At 39.6% G+C, this 16,836-nt stretch carries 16 protein-coding genes; 8 read left to right on the top strand and 8 right to left on the bottom strand.

The genetic code is table 11. From position 1 onward, the window contains the following. Positions 1-6 precede the first annotated feature (6 nt). A complete protein-coding gene (locus KVT11_RS00455; protein ID WP_007497105.1) occupies positions 7-1,338 on the top strand; it encodes a hemolysin family protein in 1,332 nt (443 codons plus the stop codon). Between the two features lie 40 nt (positions 1,339-1,378). On the opposite strand, the gene KVT11_RS00450 is transcribed toward KVT11_RS00455, so the two are convergent. After that, a complete protein-coding gene (locus KVT11_RS00450; protein ID WP_210552344.1) occupies positions 1,379-1,981 on the bottom strand; it encodes a lysophospholipid acyltransferase family protein in 603 nt (200 codons plus the stop codon). Positions 1,982-2,367: 386 nt separating this feature from the next. On the opposite strand from KVT11_RS00450, the gene KVT11_RS00445 reads away from it, so the two are divergent. The 3 genes from KVT11_RS00445 to KVT11_RS00435 are packed head-to-tail and all read left to right on the top strand — an operon-like array spanning position 2,368 to position 4,188. Then, positions 2,368-2,859, top strand: coding sequence for a sigma-70 family RNA polymerase sigma factor (locus KVT11_RS00445; RefSeq protein ID WP_008348979.1), 492 nt, complete (start codon positions 2,368-2,370; stop codon positions 2,857-2,859). Beyond that, complete coding sequence (locus KVT11_RS00440; RefSeq protein WP_024719964.1) at positions 2,852-3,910, top strand: anti-sigma factor; 1,059 nt, start codon at positions 2,852-2,854, stop codon at positions 3,908-3,910. The genes KVT11_RS00445 and KVT11_RS00440 overlap by 8 nt, the downstream gene beginning before the upstream one ends. Then, on the top strand, positions 3,898-4,188 hold the full coding sequence (locus KVT11_RS00435) for a hypothetical protein (protein ID WP_008348984.1): 291 nt from the start codon (positions 3,898-3,900) through the stop codon (positions 4,186-4,188). Before KVT11_RS00440 ends, KVT11_RS00435 begins: the two co-directional genes overlap by 13 nt. 239 nt (positions 4,189-4,427) lie before the next feature. On the opposite strand, the gene bcaP is transcribed toward KVT11_RS00435, so the two are convergent. Both bcaP and KVT11_RS00425 read right to left on the bottom strand, forming a co-directional pair. Further along, a complete protein-coding gene (gene bcaP / locus KVT11_RS00430; protein WP_024719963.1) occupies positions 4,428-5,828 on the bottom strand; it encodes a branched-chain amino acid transporter BcaP in 1,401 nt (466 codons plus the stop codon). Positions 5,829-6,284: 456 nt separating this feature from the next. Then, positions 6,285-7,115, bottom strand: coding sequence for a C40 family peptidase (locus tag KVT11_RS00425; protein ID WP_008348987.1), 831 nt, complete (start codon positions 7,113-7,115; stop codon positions 6,285-6,287). Positions 7,116-7,469: 354 nt separating this feature from the next. Between KVT11_RS00425 and KVT11_RS00420 the strand changes: the two genes are divergently transcribed. Further along, positions 7,470-8,834: an alkaline phosphatase gene (locus tag KVT11_RS00420; RefSeq protein ID WP_017366922.1), complete on the top strand. Its 1,365-nt coding sequence runs from the start codon at positions 7,470-7,472 to the stop codon at positions 8,832-8,834. Between the two features lie 52 nt (positions 8,835-8,886). Here the strand turns inward: KVT11_RS00420 and KVT11_RS00415 are convergent, their stop codons facing one another. Beyond that, positions 8,887-10,311: a SpoVR family protein gene (locus KVT11_RS00415; protein WP_411231008.1), complete on the bottom strand. Its 1,425-nt coding sequence runs from the start codon at positions 10,309-10,311 to the stop codon at positions 8,887-8,889. A gap of 67 nt (positions 10,312-10,378) precedes the next feature. After that, positions 10,379-11,578, bottom strand: a complete 1,200-nt coding sequence (locus KVT11_RS00410) for a globin domain-containing protein (protein ID WP_116306647.1) — start codon at positions 11,576-11,578, stop codon at positions 10,379-10,381. 183 nt (positions 11,579-11,761) lie between these two features. On the opposite strand from KVT11_RS00410, the gene KVT11_RS00405 reads away from it, so the two are divergent. Continuing rightward, positions 11,762-12,193, top strand: coding sequence for an Rrf2 family transcriptional regulator (locus KVT11_RS00405; protein WP_041507532.1), 432 nt, complete (start codon positions 11,762-11,764; stop codon positions 12,191-12,193). A gap of 159 nt (positions 12,194-12,352) precedes the next feature. Continuing rightward, entirely contained in the window at positions 12,353-13,828 is a 1,476-nt protein-coding gene (locus tag KVT11_RS00400) for a catalase (protein ID WP_041091807.1), read from the top strand. Positions 13,829-13,985: 157 nt separating this feature from the next. Here KVT11_RS00400 and KVT11_RS00395 read toward each other — a convergent pair whose 3' ends face one another. After that, positions 13,986-14,369: a YqzG/YhdC family protein gene (locus KVT11_RS00395; RefSeq protein ID WP_035703419.1), complete on the bottom strand. Its 384-nt coding sequence runs from the start codon at positions 14,367-14,369 to the stop codon at positions 13,986-13,988. Between the two features lie 128 nt (positions 14,370-14,497). Between KVT11_RS00395 and KVT11_RS00390 the strand changes: the two genes are divergently transcribed. Next, a complete protein-coding gene (locus KVT11_RS00390; protein WP_008349000.1) occupies positions 14,498-14,746 on the top strand; it encodes a YhdB family protein in 249 nt (82 codons plus the stop codon). Positions 14,747-14,933: 187 nt separating this feature from the next. On the opposite strand, the gene KVT11_RS00385 is transcribed toward KVT11_RS00390, so the two are convergent. Further along, entirely contained in the window at positions 14,934-15,584 is a 651-nt protein-coding gene (locus KVT11_RS00385; protein ID WP_035703416.1) for a response regulator, read from the bottom strand. Further along, positions 15,581-16,726 carry a GAF domain-containing sensor histidine kinase gene (locus KVT11_RS00380; protein WP_035703415.1) on the bottom strand — a complete coding sequence of 382 codons (1,146 nt, stop codon included), beginning with the start codon at positions 16,724-16,726 and terminating at the stop codon, positions 15,581-15,583. The genes KVT11_RS00385 and KVT11_RS00380 overlap by 4 nt, the downstream gene beginning before the upstream one ends. Positions 16,727-16,836: the final 110 nt, after the last annotated feature.

Genomic DNA, 16,836 nt, shown 5'->3' with positions numbered 1-16,836 from the left:
CCTTAATTGGACATAGTGAATTTACTCATAGTTGCTTTACTTATAGCTTTAACCGCGTTTTTCGTTGCATCGGAGTTTGCGATCATTCGCTTAAGAAGCTCAAGAATTGATCAATTAATTGCAGAAGGTAATAAAACAGCAGTTGCTGTCAAGCATGTCACGACTCACCTTGATGAGTATCTGTCGGCCTGTCAGCTCGGTATTACCATTACCGCCCTTGGGATTGGTTGGTTAGGGGAAGAAACGATTGCGCATATGCTTGCTCCACTATTTGTAGAGCTGTCGATTCCTCAATCAGCCAGTCATATTGTCACTTTTATTATTGCGTTTAGTATTATGACGTTTTTACACGTCGTGGTTGGAGAGCTTGCACCGAAAACACTCGCCATTCAAAAGGCTGAGCAAGTGTCCCTTCTATTTGCTAGACCGCTTATGATATTTTATAAAGTGATGTTTCCGTTCATTTGGGTGTTAAATGGATCTGCTCGTTTATTAACGAAAGCATTTGGTCTTCAACAAGTTTCTGAGCATGACATGGCGCACTCTGAAGAAGAATTGCGGATTATTTTATCTGAGAGCTATAAGAGCGGCGAGATTAACCAGTCTGAATTCAAATATGTGAATAAAATTTTTGAATTTGATGACCGTCTGGCGAAAGAAATTATGATTCCTCGTACCGAAGTTGTCAGCTTCCCGCACGATATTACGATTGAGGAAATGCTGAAAGTGACCAAGGTCGAGAAATATACACGTTATCCAATTGAAGATGGCGATAAAGACAACATCATCGGTGTTGTGAATATTAAAGAAGTACTCACTGCATGTATTAGTGGTGAATGTTCCACAAGTGATACGATCGAACATTTTGTAAACCCAATTATTCATGTAATTGAAACAGTTCCTGTTCATGATCTACTGCTTAAAATGCAGCGTGAGCGTGTACACATGGCCATTTTATCAGATGAATATGGCGGTACAGCAGGACTTGTGACAGTTGAAGACATCCTTGAAGAAATCGTCGGTGAAATTCGTGATGAATTCGATATTGATGAAATCAACGAAGTGCGTAAACTGGGAGAAGACCACTATATCTTTGATGGAAAGGTTCTTGTGGATCAAGTCAACCTGCTACTAGGTATTCAGCTTGATAACGAAGAAGTCGACACAATCGGCGGCTGGTTCCTTACACAAAAATATGAAGTCGAGAAAAATGACGCGATTCGTGAACAAGGCTATGAATTTATCATTAATGAAGTCGATGGACACCATGTGGCATACATCGAAGTCAAAAAACTAAACGAACAACTATTAGAAGCAGCTGAAGAAGGCGCTTCTTAAGAAAAAAAACGACCCTTGCCTTAGCAAGTGGTCGTTTTCTTTATCCCTTTTCGATTAACTTAGCTTCAAGTTCTTTAATTCTTGTGTTTAATACTTCTGTCATCGCACCTAATCTTTCTTTTGGCGGCAGATGATCAAATTCAGACAGCTCAATCGGTTCACCAATAATTAAGCGCATTTTCCCCTTCTTAAAAAGGCTTTTTGCATTAGAAGGTCCTTTGTACGCTGCTGGAACGATTGGTGATTTGCCGAGCTGCGCAATCGTAACGGCCCCTCTTTTTAAAGGAACATCTTCTGTTGTACGTGTTCCGCTTGGAAAAATCCCAACGATTTTCCCCTCTTTTAATAATTTAATGGGCGTTTTAATACTGCTTGGCCCAGGATTCTCTCGATCAACTGGAAAAGCATGAATCTTCTTTAAAAATCCGCCGATCCATTTATTTGCAAACAATTCTTTTTTCGCCATGTAGTGGATCTCAAACGGAAGAATTCCTGCGCCTAATGCAAGAACATCCACAAAACCCTCATGCGTACAAGAAATGACAAACCCCCGGTCTGTTGGCAGATTCTCTTTTTGATATACTTTGATTCCGCCTCGGAGAGCAAAAAATGCTTTGACGGTATAGCCTGAAAATTTATACATAGTGCACTTCCTTTGTTTGAAGAATGAAGGATTTGTTTCTATTATAACAAATTTTTTATTACCTGGTACTAAAAATTTTCTCCTGCTGATAAAATAGAGATGGTTCACTAAAATCATCTTTTCACTTAAGATGACCGCTCCTTCTGTATTCAAGCATGTGTTTTTAGGAAAGAATAGAGGAAGAAATGTGTCCAAAATTGTCGTTTTTTGAGTTTTTTTCCTGATTTGTTCTATTGAAAACACTTTATAAATGATGCAAATTTCGCTATGATAAGGAGAAATGATTTTGATTCGGTGAAAGAGATGAGTAATGTACGGCCTATGAGAAGTTTCGTGCAACTTTATGCCTTTCTTATGCGTGTATAACATAGAGGGGAGAAAAATCAGTGACGATCGATGAAATTTATCAAATGTATATGAACGATGTTTACAGGTTTCTGCTCTCCATGACAAAAGACAAACATTTGGCAGAGGACTTATTGCAGGAAACCTTTATGCGTGCTTATATACATATTCATTCCTACGACCATAGCAAAGTGAAACCTTGGTTATTTCAGGTGGCACGAAATGCTTTTATTGATTATGTCAGGAAACATAAAAAAGAAGTGACCATATCGGATGATCTCATTGGCGGCCTTTTACAAACGTCTGTACAAAGTCCTGCTGAACAGATTGAAATAAAAGAAGTTCTCAACATGTATTTGGAGCAGCTTCCAGATAACTACAAGGAAGCGTTGACATTGTATTATTTAAAAGAACTGAATTACAAAGAAGCATCCAAGGTCATGAATATTACTGAAGCAAATTTTAAAAGTGTTTTATTTCGTGCAAGGCAGCGCCTAAAAGCACTATATAACAGAGGTGTTAATGATGAATGAAGAGTTTAATAAGCGATGGGAACAATATAATAATGGCGAGATGAACGAGGAAGAAATGATGGCGTTTGAAGAAGAGCTCGAAGAAAATGAAAAACGCTTAAGCCAAGAACTGAATGACTCAGATTGGACAGACTTCTCCATCAGTCCTGAAAAACAAAAAGCCATTTTACAATACGGAAAAAGAAAGTCCTATTTACGTATTTCTGTGCTTGCTGTTATATCTACACTGATTATTTTACCGCTTTGTACACTAGGTAGTTATCTATACTACGGCGTTGGCGGAGCAGACAGTAAAGGCAATCATTTTATGGAAACGGCCGCTGTAACAGTCGCCCTAACAAAACCGAATGTCGCCATTGATATGAAGGATTTAAAAGGACAGGTCAAACTGTTTGGTATGAACACAGAACTTAAGCTACAAAAACAAATTGGCAATAAAACAGAAGCCATCGGCAGTGAACAAATCGAAATGTTTTTCGATAAATTAAAGCAGCCTACGATCTCTTATTATGGCGACAGCGCACGTAATACGGAGGATTTCTTTACGCACCCTTCGTCTCAGGCAGATACATCTAAAAAACAAACACTCACTACTCTAGACAAGCTACCTGAAGGAACAGTGAGTGAAGTGTATGTATCCTATGACAAAGCATACACACCGAAAGACGTGTATTCATTTGCTAAAAAATATGATATGAAAGTGCTTTGGAATGCGATCAAAACAGAAGATTCATTAAGTGGAAATCAGCGTCCAATCGGTTTTCCCGGGAAAGACTCTGAATTTTTAAAAGAGCTTCAGCACACATCAAAAACAGAGGTTGATCAGTTCAAAGATGCCCTCGCCTATGTCAACCAGCATCCATCCTGGGCAAAAACGATCTCTGGCAGACCTGAACTTGACCTCTCTAACCGAATACGCTATATCAATCAAAATGGTGTCACGGTTTACGGTTCTGTTGTCACAGGTCCTTCTAAAGAAATAGAGAAATTTGTGAAGACAAAACGCATTAAAACGGCCAAAGTGAGCGAGGTGGAATTATGGAATTGGTAAGAATTTTTAAAGAGCATAATGTGTTTGGCTGGATTTCGGTCGGCACCGCTATTTTATCGCTGCTCATGCTGAACCTCGCCATTATCAGCAATGTGACATTTTATTCGTTTCAAATGCTTCCTTTTGCAATGGCCGCAGTTCCATTCGGTGTGATTGAACTGTTCATTAAAAAAGGCCGCACTGGACCAGGTTTCCTAGGCGTCGTTCTGAATATTTTTGTCATCGTTTGTGTCTATGCGATCGTCTCCATTGATGTCGATCTTCAATTAGGTTTTTAATACTAAAAAGCCAGTCATACTTGACTGGCTTTCAGATTGTTGACAAAGGGCTAAAATGTTGTTTATTTTAGCCCTTTGTCTTCTTTTCAGCGTGACCTGAAAACCTTTGCAGTCTATGAAGGACGAGTACTGGAGCGGAGCGAATTTGACATTCGTGAGCACCAGCGCGCAGAACTGACAAAGAATGCGAAGGTTTGTCTACACGCTGAGCCAGTCATACTGGCTTTTTCTGTACACTCTTATTTTTTGTTTAATTCGGAGTGCTTTCTTGAATATAAGAAATAGACAACAAGCCCAATGGCAAGCCAGATTAAGAAACGAACAAATGTGATGGTGCCAAGCTTATAAATGAGCAGTCCGCAAGATAGAATAGCCAAGATTGGAATGAGCGGCACTGCGGGGCATCTGAATGCTCTCGGTAAATCAGGCTGTGTTTTTCTCATGACAATGACAGCAACTGAAATCAAAATGAAAGCTGAAAGTGTTCCGATGTTCACTAGACTTGCCAGCTCATCAAGCGGAATGAATCCACCCATTAATGCTGACAATGTTCCAAAGAAAAGAGTATTGATATAAGGTGTTTTATGTTTTGGATGAACCTTTGAAAGAACCTTTGGTACCAAGCCATCACGAGACATGGCAAACATGACACGTGTTTGGCCGTACAGCATGACAAGCATGACCGTGGTCATCCCTAAAATCGCCCCAACATCTACAATACCCGCCACCCAATTTTGACCGGCTACTTGTAAAACAAGAGACACTGGATGGGATACTCCCTCAAAGTTCATAAATGGAACAATGCCTGTCATGATGGCACTGACTACCACATACAACATGGTACAAATCAATAAGGAAGTGATGATTCCTCTTGGCAAGTTGCGGGATGGATTTTTTGTTTCCTCTGCCGCAGAAGCAACTGCATCAAATCCGATAAATGCAAAGAATACGAGAGCTGCTGCACTTAACACGCCTGAAGTTCCAAAAGGAACGAATGGTGTCCAGTTTTCAGGTTTTACATATTTCACAGCGACTAAAATAAAGAGCAGAATCACCGCAATTTTCATAATGACCATAATGTTGTTGACTCGTTTTGATTCTTTAATACCGAAGTACAGCAAGAAGGTGATGATCATTAAAATAATAAATGCAGGAAGATTAAAATATGTCACTTGACCCTTTAAACCACCTGGTGCTGCTGTTAATTCAACCGGTATATGAATCCCTATCCCATTTAAAAACGACACAAAGTAGCCTGACCAGCCTGCTGAAACGGCACTAGCGGCTAGCATATATTCTAATATCAAATCCCAGCCAATGATAAACGCTAAAAATTCTCCCATAGATGCGTACGTAAATGTATAAACAGATCCTGATACTGGCACTGTGGAAGCGAATTCCGCATATGACAATGCCGCAAATAAACATGCAAGACCTGCAATCACAAATGATAAAACAAGTCCTGGTCCTGCTGTGACGGCGCCTGTACCTGTCAGAACAAATATCCCTGTACCGATAATCGCACCAATACCAAGCATCGTTAAGTCAAATGAACCTAATTCCTTTCTTAACGCTTTTTCCCCTTGTGTTGCCGCAATTAGCTCTGAAATGCTCTTCTTTCTAAACAACGAATTGCTCATACCATCACTCCCAAAACTTAGTATCCGTCTAAAGACGCCACCACTTCGTAATTCACTTTATTTTCTGAATATTTAGATTTAATTTAGCGCAATAAATTAGTGGCGTAAAATTATTATATATGAAAATTAAAAAATGAAAACACTTTTTTTCAAAATAGAGTGAAAATTCTTATTTATCAACAAAATATTTGTCAATCATCAGGGTAGATTTTCTTCAATCTTTATTCAAATCATAGCTTGGCTTCTTCTATTTATTATACAACATACAAAATTATACTTTTTTGATATAATTTTTATAAAGTGAAAATAAAATTATTCTTTTGATAACTTGTCTTCACTTTTGCTTATTTAAAAGCCTTTAGACTCATAGAGAGCTATGATAAAGGACTGATTGAGCTGCGCAAACGATATACAAAAAAAGAGACTGCCTAGTAAGCAGTCTCTTAAGATCCATTATTAGTTTACAAATGTCTTTGCGCCAAGGTAAATTGGCTTCCAATAGCTTGAAGTCATATCGCTGATCGTCACACCATCAGAAGCAGCATGGATAAACTTGTTGTTCCCAAGGTAGACACCCATGTGAGATGGGCCAGATTTATAGGTTGTAAAGAAGACAAAATCTCCAACTTTAGGTGTTGAGACGCTTTTCATTGATCCCCAAAAACCTTCAGTTGTTTGTCTTGAAATCTTTGTTTGTTTATTAATGATATACCACATAAAACCACTGCAATCAAAGCCTTTCGGTGTCGTTCCACCCCATTTATATGGTGTACCGTTTTGTGCTTTCGCATCTGCTACGAGTTTAGACGTGTTTAAAGAAGAAGTAGCAACTGTTTTTTCTTTGACAGGTGTTGGTTTCACTTTGGATGTCTTTTTCACTTTCAGCTTTTGTCCAATTTTAATCAGATCTGTTTTGAGTTTATTTAACGATTTCAGCTCTTTCACTGTCATTCCATATTTTTTGCCGATTTTAGATAAAGTATCACCTTTGACAACTTTATGAGTGGCTGTCGCTGAAGACGCTTTTACTTTTGTTGTTGTTTTTGATGTTTTCGTTACCTTTTTTGAAGAAGTACCATTCACTTTTAAGGTTTGTCCAACATAAATCGTGTTAGATTTCAGTTTATTGTCTGATTTAATCTTACTCACGGTTGTTTTGTATTTTTTCGCTAGAACAGAAAGAGAGTCACCTTTTTGAACCTTTACTGATTGTGCTGAGGCAGCTCCGGCAAATAATGTCGTCCCAAGTAGAACTGCACTTGCAGCTGTGATCAATTGTTTTTTCATTTGTTCCTCCTGTATGTATCTATCGTGATCCGAATTTTTATCTACTTTCTATTATAAGGATCGAATACCAGAAGAAATAGTCTTGACTTCCTACGACATTATGCTTATTAATTCGGCAAAAATTATTTTTTTTTAGGGTTCTTTTTATTTCATTTTTATTACACAATCATGACAAAACAAATGCATCTTGTCATAGATAAATCATACATTCATTTCTCTTTTTGGTTCATTCTATGTAAAGTGGACCTTTACAATTTTAAAGTGAACTTTACGGTGCTGTCATTTGGAATCCACACTTCTGCTCTACCATTGTAAACGTGAGAGCGATACATAAACAATGAGGAGGCAAAATGAATGAGTGTGTTGAAAAGCTCGAAAACGAAAATAGCTGCAATCGCAGCCGCATCAGTGTTATCGATTGGTATTTTTTCAGGAATTGAATTTGGACAGGCTGACAAAGCTGAGGCTAAAAAGAAACCAAAAAATGACGTACAAAATGTGATCGTGCTCATTGGAGATGGCATGGGAACACCTTACCTTTCAACTTACCGCTCATTTAAACACAACGGTGATCTTTCCAAGCAAACAGCGTTTGACCCTTACCTCACTGGCATGCATAAAACATACCCTGATGATTCTAAAAGTAACATTACTGATTCAGCAGCAGCTGGTACAGCCATGGCAACTGGTCAAAAGACATACAACAACGCCATTGGTGTAAACAAAAATGGCAAAAAACTAAAAACAGTATTAGAAGAAGCAAAACGCAAAGGAAAGTCTACTGGTCTCGTCGTCACATCTGAATTAACCAATGCGACACCTGCTGCGTATGCCGCCCACGATGTGTCTAGAAAAAACACAGCAGCCATTGCTGATGATTTCTTCGATGAGAAAATTGGCAAACAGCATACAGTCGATGTCATGCTTGGCGGAGGACTGATCGATTTTGTCCGCAAAGATCGTGATTTGACGAAAGAATTTCAAAAAGCAGGCTATCGTTACGTAACCAATAAAGCTGACTTACAAAAAAACAAACAGCAAAAATTGTTAGGCATTTTTGCTGACGGTGGTCTCGATAAAGCAATTGATCGTGATAAAATGACCCCTTCCTTGCAAGACATGACATCCTCAGCCATCAAACAGCTGTCTAAAAACAAAAAAGGATTTTTCCTCATGGTTGAAGGCAGTCAAATTGACTGGGCTGGACATGACCACGATATTGTCAGTGCGATGAGTGAGATGAAGGATTTTGAAAAAGCATTTGAAGAAGCCATTCGTTTCGCAAAAAAGGATAAAAACACATTAGTCATCACGACAGCAGATCATTCAACTGGCGGCCTTTCCTTCGGGGCAGACGGCTCGGGAAGCTGGGATTATCAGCCTGTCAAAGCAGCAAAAAAGACACCTGATTTCATTGCAAACAAAATTGTAGGGGGTATGACGGTCGAGACTGCGCTCAAACAATACATCGACCTTGATTTCACAAAAGAGGAAATCGCCTCTATTCAAAAGGCAGCTGAAACAAAAGATCCTGTTCAAATTGATGATGCCATCGAAAAGGTCATCAATACGAGGTCTCATACAGGCTGGACCACATCGGGTCATACAGGGGATGAAGTACCTTTTTATGCTTATGGACCAACAAGCGAACAGCTAAAAGGGCTTATGGAAAATACAGATCAAGCGAAACACATTTTCAAACTGCTGAAAAACCAATAAAGTGCTAATCACAAAAAAAGATGTCTAGTCGTAGACATCTTTTTTTTGATCATTAAGTGAGATACTTCCTATGAACCCCTTTTCCATCGTATGAAAACATCACTTCTTTTCCTTCAAGAACTGACTCGATGTGCACACTTCTTCCCCATAGCTGATACAAATATGGAAGCACCTTTTCTAAGTATTTGAGATCAAGCTCAATGCCTTCATACCAATGTTTAATATAGAGTTCGTTGTTTTTTAAATAGTCGCCATCAATGACTGTCAAATACGGAAAGCCGCCATTGACCCTCATGCTGACTAGCTGATCACGGACTGCCTTCCATTCTTTATCAATGACTTTATAGTCTCTCCCCTGCTTTTGAAACAAGTACAAATCTTCCCTCATCACAAGGTCTTTCGTTAAGTAATTTCGAATAAAAGAAATGTCTGATTCAATTTCTCGCACTTCAAACATTTTGCTGCGACCGGACCCTTCCGTCACTCCTGCTTTTTTTAATTCCTCGCATGGATGATCGTAGCGCTCTTCAATATCTTCAAAAATCTTCAGCCCTAAATAGTAAGGATTGATTCCTGTCTTAGATGGCTGCACGACACCTGCATTTAATTTTGCAAATTCAATCGATTCACTTGAATCTAAATCAAGTTCACGCATAATCCGCTGGTGCCAATACGATGCCCAGCCTTCATTCATGATTTTCGTTTCTAGCTGTGGCCAAAAATAGAGCATTTCCTCTCTCAGCATCGTCAGCACATCCCGCTGCCAAGGCTCTAGCTCCCGGGAGTGTGCCTCGATAAAGAGCAAAATATCTTTTTCTGGCTTTGGGGGGAATTGCTTGATCGTTTTCTTTTTCTCACGTGTTTTCGGTTCATCCATTCCCCACAAATCATCATATGGCGTTTGACGTTTTGGTTTGTCCTCTTCATATTCATCTTCATCGTCGAGATTCCAGCTTAATTTTGAACGAACAAGCGACGGATCAATATGCTCCTGCAATGCCAATACAGCATCTAAAAAGGACTCGACTTCTTTTGTACCGTGGATATGTTCATATTCTTTAATTCGCTCTGCTGCCGCTGACATACTTTCCACCATATCTCGTTTTGTGTTTTGGAAACGGCAGTTGTTTTTAAAGAAATCGCAGTGTGCCAAGACATGAGCCACAATTAGTTTATTTTGAACAAGCGAATTGTTATCAAGGAGAAAGGCATAGCACGGATTTGAATTAATCACCAGCTCATAAATTTTGCTTAATCCTAAATCATAATGAAGCTTCATTTTGTGAAATTGCTTTCCAAAGCTCCAGTGACTATATCGTGTTGGCATGCCATATGCACCGAATGTATAAATAATCTCCGCGGGACAAATTTCATACCTCATCGGATAAAAATCCAGACCAAATCCTTCTGCAATTTCTGTAATTTCATCAATGGCTCGTTGTAAAAGACGCTTTTCAGATACGCTCAAGGAAACCATCCCTCCTCATCGGACTTATCCCTACTATATGAGCGTACCTAAAAAAACATGATGTTCAGCCAGTTGTTTAGACGACTTCCATCTCTTTCATGGACTGCCCGCCGAACGCTTCAAAATGGATATTCTTTTCCGGGATGTCCATCGCTTTTAGAATAAGGATCATCTCTTGAGTAAATGCAGGAGAACCGCAAACATAAAATTGGCCTTTTCCTTCACCAATGACTGATTGAAGGAAAGGTCGGTCAATCCGCGTAGCCACCTTCTCAACCAGCTCACTCTTTCCACTCTTTTCAAATTGTTCGTTACAAAGGATAATACGCCCCTCTGGAGATGAAGTGAGAACGTGTTCAAACTCTTGTTCAAAAGCGGTTACATCCTCTAATCTGTCTGCATGAATCATCGTGAATGGCTGATTGTTATGCGACGCTGTTTTCACTAAACCAATCATTGGTGTGACACCAGAACCGGCACTAATCAAATAAACGGGTTCTTTTGTGTCATCTTGCAAGCAGAACATTCCCTGCGGCATACTCACGTGAAGAATATCGCCTTCTCTCATTTCATCATGCAGGAATGTGGAGACATGCCCATCTCGTTTCACGGTGATGCGATAGTAAGATGGGTGATATTGATCTGATAAACTGTATTGTCTGCTGCATACATAGGCTTCACCCGGCATATCTACCTGCACCGTAATGTATTGACCAGCTTCATACATTGGTAGCTCAGATTCATCCTCTGGTACGAAATAAAAGGAAATGAGTGATGGAGATTCTTGTTTCTTTTTCTTCAGAATAAACGGTTTGACATCTGCCCATCCACCAGTTTGTTTCACATTTTCAGCCATCATTTCTGCCTCAATGGTGATGAATATATTCGCAATGATGTCATATGCAGCCTTCCAAGCCAACAATGTGTCATCTTCCTCTGATAACCCAAATACCTCTTTCATTGCTTCAAGAAGGTGATATCCGACGATTGGGTACTGCTCTTTTTTCACCATGACACTGACATGCTTATGGGCAATTTGTTTCACAGCAGGTAGCAAGTCTGCCAAGCGATCAATGTGCAGTGCAGCTTGATAGAGTGTTGCCGCAAGCGCCTCTGGCTGGCTTCCATTCATGAGATTTGTTTTATTAAACTGATTGAGTAGCTCTGGATGCTGTCTGATCATATTTTGATAAAAAACTGTCACAAGTTTTGTTCCCTCAGCTTTTAGAAGAGGGGCTGATTGTTTAATGGCATTCATTTGATCTGTGGATAACATCGTTATTCCTTCTTTCAAAAGATGTATTTTAAATACATCTTTATCGTAATGGAAGACAACGTATAAAAGCAATATTTATAATACATGTTTTAAATGTTGTCACATTTAGTACTTTCTCGAACAGTTTTTGTCTAAAATGTGTTACGATGATACAAAACTCTATTAGGTTTAGAGGTCGTCCAAATGAAACTTACGAATTATACAGATTTCTCATTAAGGGTACTCATTTATTTAGCTTCGAGAGAAAACAATGAACTGTCAAATATTCAGCAAATTGCCGATATTTATGGCATTTCGAAAAATCACCTGACAAAGGTCATTTACCATCTAGGAAAACGTGGTTATGTAGAAACGATCCGCGGAAGAAATGGTGGGATTAGGCTGGGGAAAAGCCCAGAAAGCATTAATATTGGTGAGGTTGTCCGCTATACAGAGGATGATTTAGTCATGGTTGAATGCTTTGATCCGAAGAAAAACAGCTGTATTATCTCCCCGATTTGTTCATTAAAGCACGTACTTCATGAAGCACTCACTGCTTATTTACGCGTTCTTGACCAATACACATTAAATGATTTAACACAAAACAAAGATGCTCTAAGAGAGCTTCTGCTCTAAGGCGAAAGAATTTATTTCTTTCGTCTTTTTCTTTACCTCTTTGTAATAATAATTTATTTAAAATTATTATAAATAAATATTGACTATCATGTTTGATTCAATATAATTAGGGTATATAGATTGCTAGAAACCATTTTTGTTTACAGGAGGAGAAAAAGAATGACAAATTCTAATCATAAAAATTTGACGACGAATCAAGGCGTGCCAGTTGGCGATAATCAAAACTCAAGAACTGCTGGTCACAGAGGGCCTTCATTTCTTGATGATTACCATTTGATTGAAAAACTTGCACACTTTGACCGTGAACGTATTCCAGAGCGTGTTGTTCATGCAAGAGGCGCTGGCGCTTATGGTGTGTTTGAAGTAGAAAATAGCATGGAGAAACATACAAGAGCAGCTTTCTTAAGTGAAGAAGGAAAACAAACAGATGTTTTTGTCCGTTTCTCAACGGTTATTCACCCTAAAGGTTCACCTGAAACATTACGTGACCCTCGTGGTTTCGCTGTCAAATTTTATACAGAAGAAGGCAACTATGATCTAGTTGGGAACAACTTGCCGATCTTCTTCATTCGTGATGCACTCAAATTCCCTGACATGGTTCACTCTCTCAAGCCAGATCCTGTAACCAACATTCAAGATCCTGACCGTTATTGGGATTTTATGACGTTAACACCTGAATCCACTCACATGCTCACATGGCTATTCTCTGACGAAGGTATTCCTGCGAACTACGCTGAAATGCGCGGTTCTGGTGTTCATACGTTTAGATGGGTAAACAAATACGGAGAAACAAAATATGTGAAATACCACTGGAGACCATCAGAAGGCATTCGCAATTTATCGATGGAAGAAGCTGCAGAAATTCAAGCAAACGACTTCCAGCATGCGACAAGAGACTTGTATGATCGTATTGAAAAAGGAAATTATCCAGCATGGGATCTTTACGTTCAGCTTATGCCGCTCAGTGATTATGATGAACTAGATTATGATCCATGTGATCCGACGAAGACGTGGAGCGAGGAAGATTATCCACTGCAAAAAGTAGGCCGCATGACACTGAACCGCAATCCAGAAAATTTCTTTGCTGAAACAGAGCAAGCTGCTTTCACGCCAAGTGCCCTAGTACCAGGAATTGAAGCATCTGAAGACAAACTGCTTCAAGGTCGTCTGTTCTCTTATCCTGACACGCAGCGTCACCGCCTAGGTGCAAACTACATGCGCATCCCAGTGAACTGTCCTTATGCGCCTGTTCACAATAACCAACAGGATGGCTTTATGACAACAACTCGTCCAAGCGGTCATATTAACTATGAACCAAACCGTTATGACGATCAGCCAAAAGAAAACCCTCACTACAAAGAAAGTGAACCGGTTCTTCACGGTGACCGTATGGTGAGACAAAAAATCGAAAAACCAAACGATTTCAAACAAGCTGGAGAAAAATATCGAAGCTACTCTGAAGAAGAGAAACAAGCATTGATCAAAAACTTGACAGCTGACTTGAAAGACGTAAATGAAAAAACGAAATTACTTGCGATCTGTAACTTCTATCGTGCAGATGAAGATTACGGACAGCGTTTAGCGGATTCACTCGGTGTGGATATTCGCTCATATCTTCAAGGAAGCATGAAATAAATCTTCTTTTCAACATGATCGAAACCCTTTGCAGTCTAGGAAGAACAGCAACTTTTGCAGAGCGAATTTGACATTCGTGAGCACCAGTGCCGGACTGACACCGAATGCGAGGGTTTGACTACCGCTGGAGCACCTCTTTTTTAAAAGAGGTGCTTTTTTATAGCCGAAATACGTTAATACTAATCAAATGCCCCGTCACCGGATGAAAATAAATTTCTGCATGTGCTGCAAATCGTGTGGAGCCTTCCTTCACGGTCACGCGAAACACATCTTTTGTTTGATCTTCATTCACTTGTGTACGTCCAATGTAATGATAATCGTTTAAAGCGGCGCCTTCATATTCATCTTGCAAGGCAGTATACGCAAGTCTTTCCCAATTCTCTGCCGGCTGCACGGCTGCTTGTAAAGATGGATGAACCATGAGACTGCCGAATAAAACAATTCCTGCTGCAAAAAGCATCCATAATTTCGGGTGCATAATATCAATATTCTCACTTTCATGTCTATTTTGTTTAGGTTTTGCTGGTTGGTTCTTTTTCATACATCAAGCATTTATTCAGCCTATAATTCCCGGTACCCAGTTTATGCAGACACCAACTTTTCCCCTGAAAAAGTCGACCTGATCCGAGCAAACTAATGAGGACTTCTCAAGGGAAAGGAGAAGGTTTAATGAATGTGGCAGATTATGATAAGGCACTTTATTATACGCATCGCTCGCAATGGGATAATTTACTTATTCTTATGGTCCGTACGCAAGATGATTTGCTCTCGAAACGTATTGAGCATTTCTTACATGCGTATCAATTTAACCGGAACGATGCAGATGTTGAAAAATGTTTATATGGACTCCTGCAGTATATCGACCATGCTTCAGAGGCTGCCGTTGCTGAAGCATATGCTGAACCGATGTACACATAAAGGAAAAGGCTGATTTTCTGCCTTTCAGATTGTTGACATAGGGCTAGAATGAACTTTATTTTAGCTCTTTGTTTTCTTTTCAGCCTTTTACTAACCGCATTTCATAAAAAAGAAAAGACTTCATGAGAAATACTCATGAAGTCTTTTGGAATGTCCACCATTCATATAGACTGTATATGCTCTTCTTTTACAACAGCTCTTTCGGCTGATTTTTTTGATAATCTACCGCATATAGAGCGGCCTGAGTTCGATCTGCCAGCTCTAACTTTGATAACACATGAGACACGTGAGTTTTCACAGTCTTTTCAGAAATAAAAAGCGACGAGGCGATTTCTTTGTTACTTTTCCCTTTTGCGATTTCAAATAAGACATCACGTTCTCTATTGGTCAGTTCGTTCATCAATGTCCATTTCTGCTCTTTAGGTTCAGTTAGATGCTGAATGAGAAACGTCGTAATATGACCGTCTAATTGATACGTACCATTTTGCACCTCAATCATTGTCGTGAGAAGCTTTTCAGGTGCTACATCTTTGAGCTGATAAGCCTTCGCTCCCGCTTGAATAGCAGGGATGACATAGTCCTTATCTGCATAGCTTGTCAGGATGACAATGCGGACTTCCGGCATGTCGAGTGTCATTTGCTTTGTTGCCTCAATTCCATTCATCACAGGCATAGAAAGGTCCATCAAGACAATATCAGGATTCGTTTGCCTGACTACCTGCAGTGCCTCTTCCCCATTGGATGCCTCACCGACGATGTCTACATCTGGCTGGGTTTGCAAGAAAAAGACCAGCCCTTTTCTGACAATATGATGATCATCTGCAATGACTACCCTCATGACAATCCCTTCCTTTCTTGAGAAAATGGGACTTTCACATGAATTGTGGTTCCCTTACCTAGCTCAGAATTGATACAAAATGTACCTCCTGCTTTTCGAATACGTTTAGCCATTCCTTTCAAGCCAAGTGAAGGAAGACTCATTTGTTCATCGTACTGAAATCCTTTTCCCTGATCGATGATTTTCATACCAAACGTATCTCCTGATTGCTCCAGTTTGACCTCTACTTTCTCAACACCCGCATGCTTTTGGCAATTATTTAGAGCTTCTTGGCATACGCGAAATAAGGTCTCGTGCTTTGAATGATCTATTTCCATACAGCCTGATAAAGATAATGAACAATTTAGACCTAAAAGCTGTGCATACTCTTCAATCGCTGTCGTAAATCCTTTTTCAAGTCCTTTTGGTCTTAACTGCCATATGAGTGAGCGCATTTCAATGAGGGCATCTTGTGATAAATGCTGAATAAAATCAATCATTTCACCTAATTTTTGATCACTTGTCATTTGACGCGCTGCCTTTGCAGTCAAACTCACGGAAAACAGCATTTGATTCACAGAATCATGTAAATCCTGCGCAAGCCGGTTTCGTTCTTCTAGCAGTGCATGCTGCTGCTCATTTTGCACAAGCTTCATACGCTGAATAGCCGTACCAATTTGCAGTGCAATACTTTCAAGCAGATTCAGCTCCTCCTGTGTAAATGTGACCTTCCCTTTTGCCGCCACATTTAATAAGCCAAACGTACGCTTACATGCTTGGAGAGGAACGGTTGCATGATGGGTAATTCCTTCTGTATCTCCAAGCTTTTGCTCAATCGCCGTTTCAATCCGTTTACAATTGATGATATTGGTCGCTGATTGCAGTGAGCCTTTTGTGTAGCGGTTGATGCAATAGCAATCGTTTTGACACATCAATTGCTTTCGATCCTTTGCCAGTGCTTCAGGTAAGCATACTTCTGCCATTAGTTCATACGATCCGTCTTCTTCTATAAAATAAATCCATGCTGTTTGAAAGCCTGTCACTTCCATAAGCATATGAAGCACTTCATGAAGCGTTTCCTTCATTTCCATCCCTTCATTTAGCTTTTCAGCAATTTCTTTTAACGTTTTTAATGTTTTGACTTTTTCTTGGTAATCTCCCATCGTGTGTACCCCCGGCTTTTACTGCCTCTCTGATCAATATGTTGATTATACCATGAGCATCTGTGCGGCTCTTTCTCAAAAAGGATGATTTTTTCTCATCCTTTTGACTG

This window comes from Bacillus sp. GbtcB10 (assembly GCF_019091365.1).
GTDB classification, from domain to species: domain Bacteria; phylum Bacillota; class Bacilli; order Bacillales; family Bacillaceae; genus Bacillus; species Bacillus altitudinis.
This window is presented reverse-complemented; position numbering and strand designations above follow the sequence as displayed.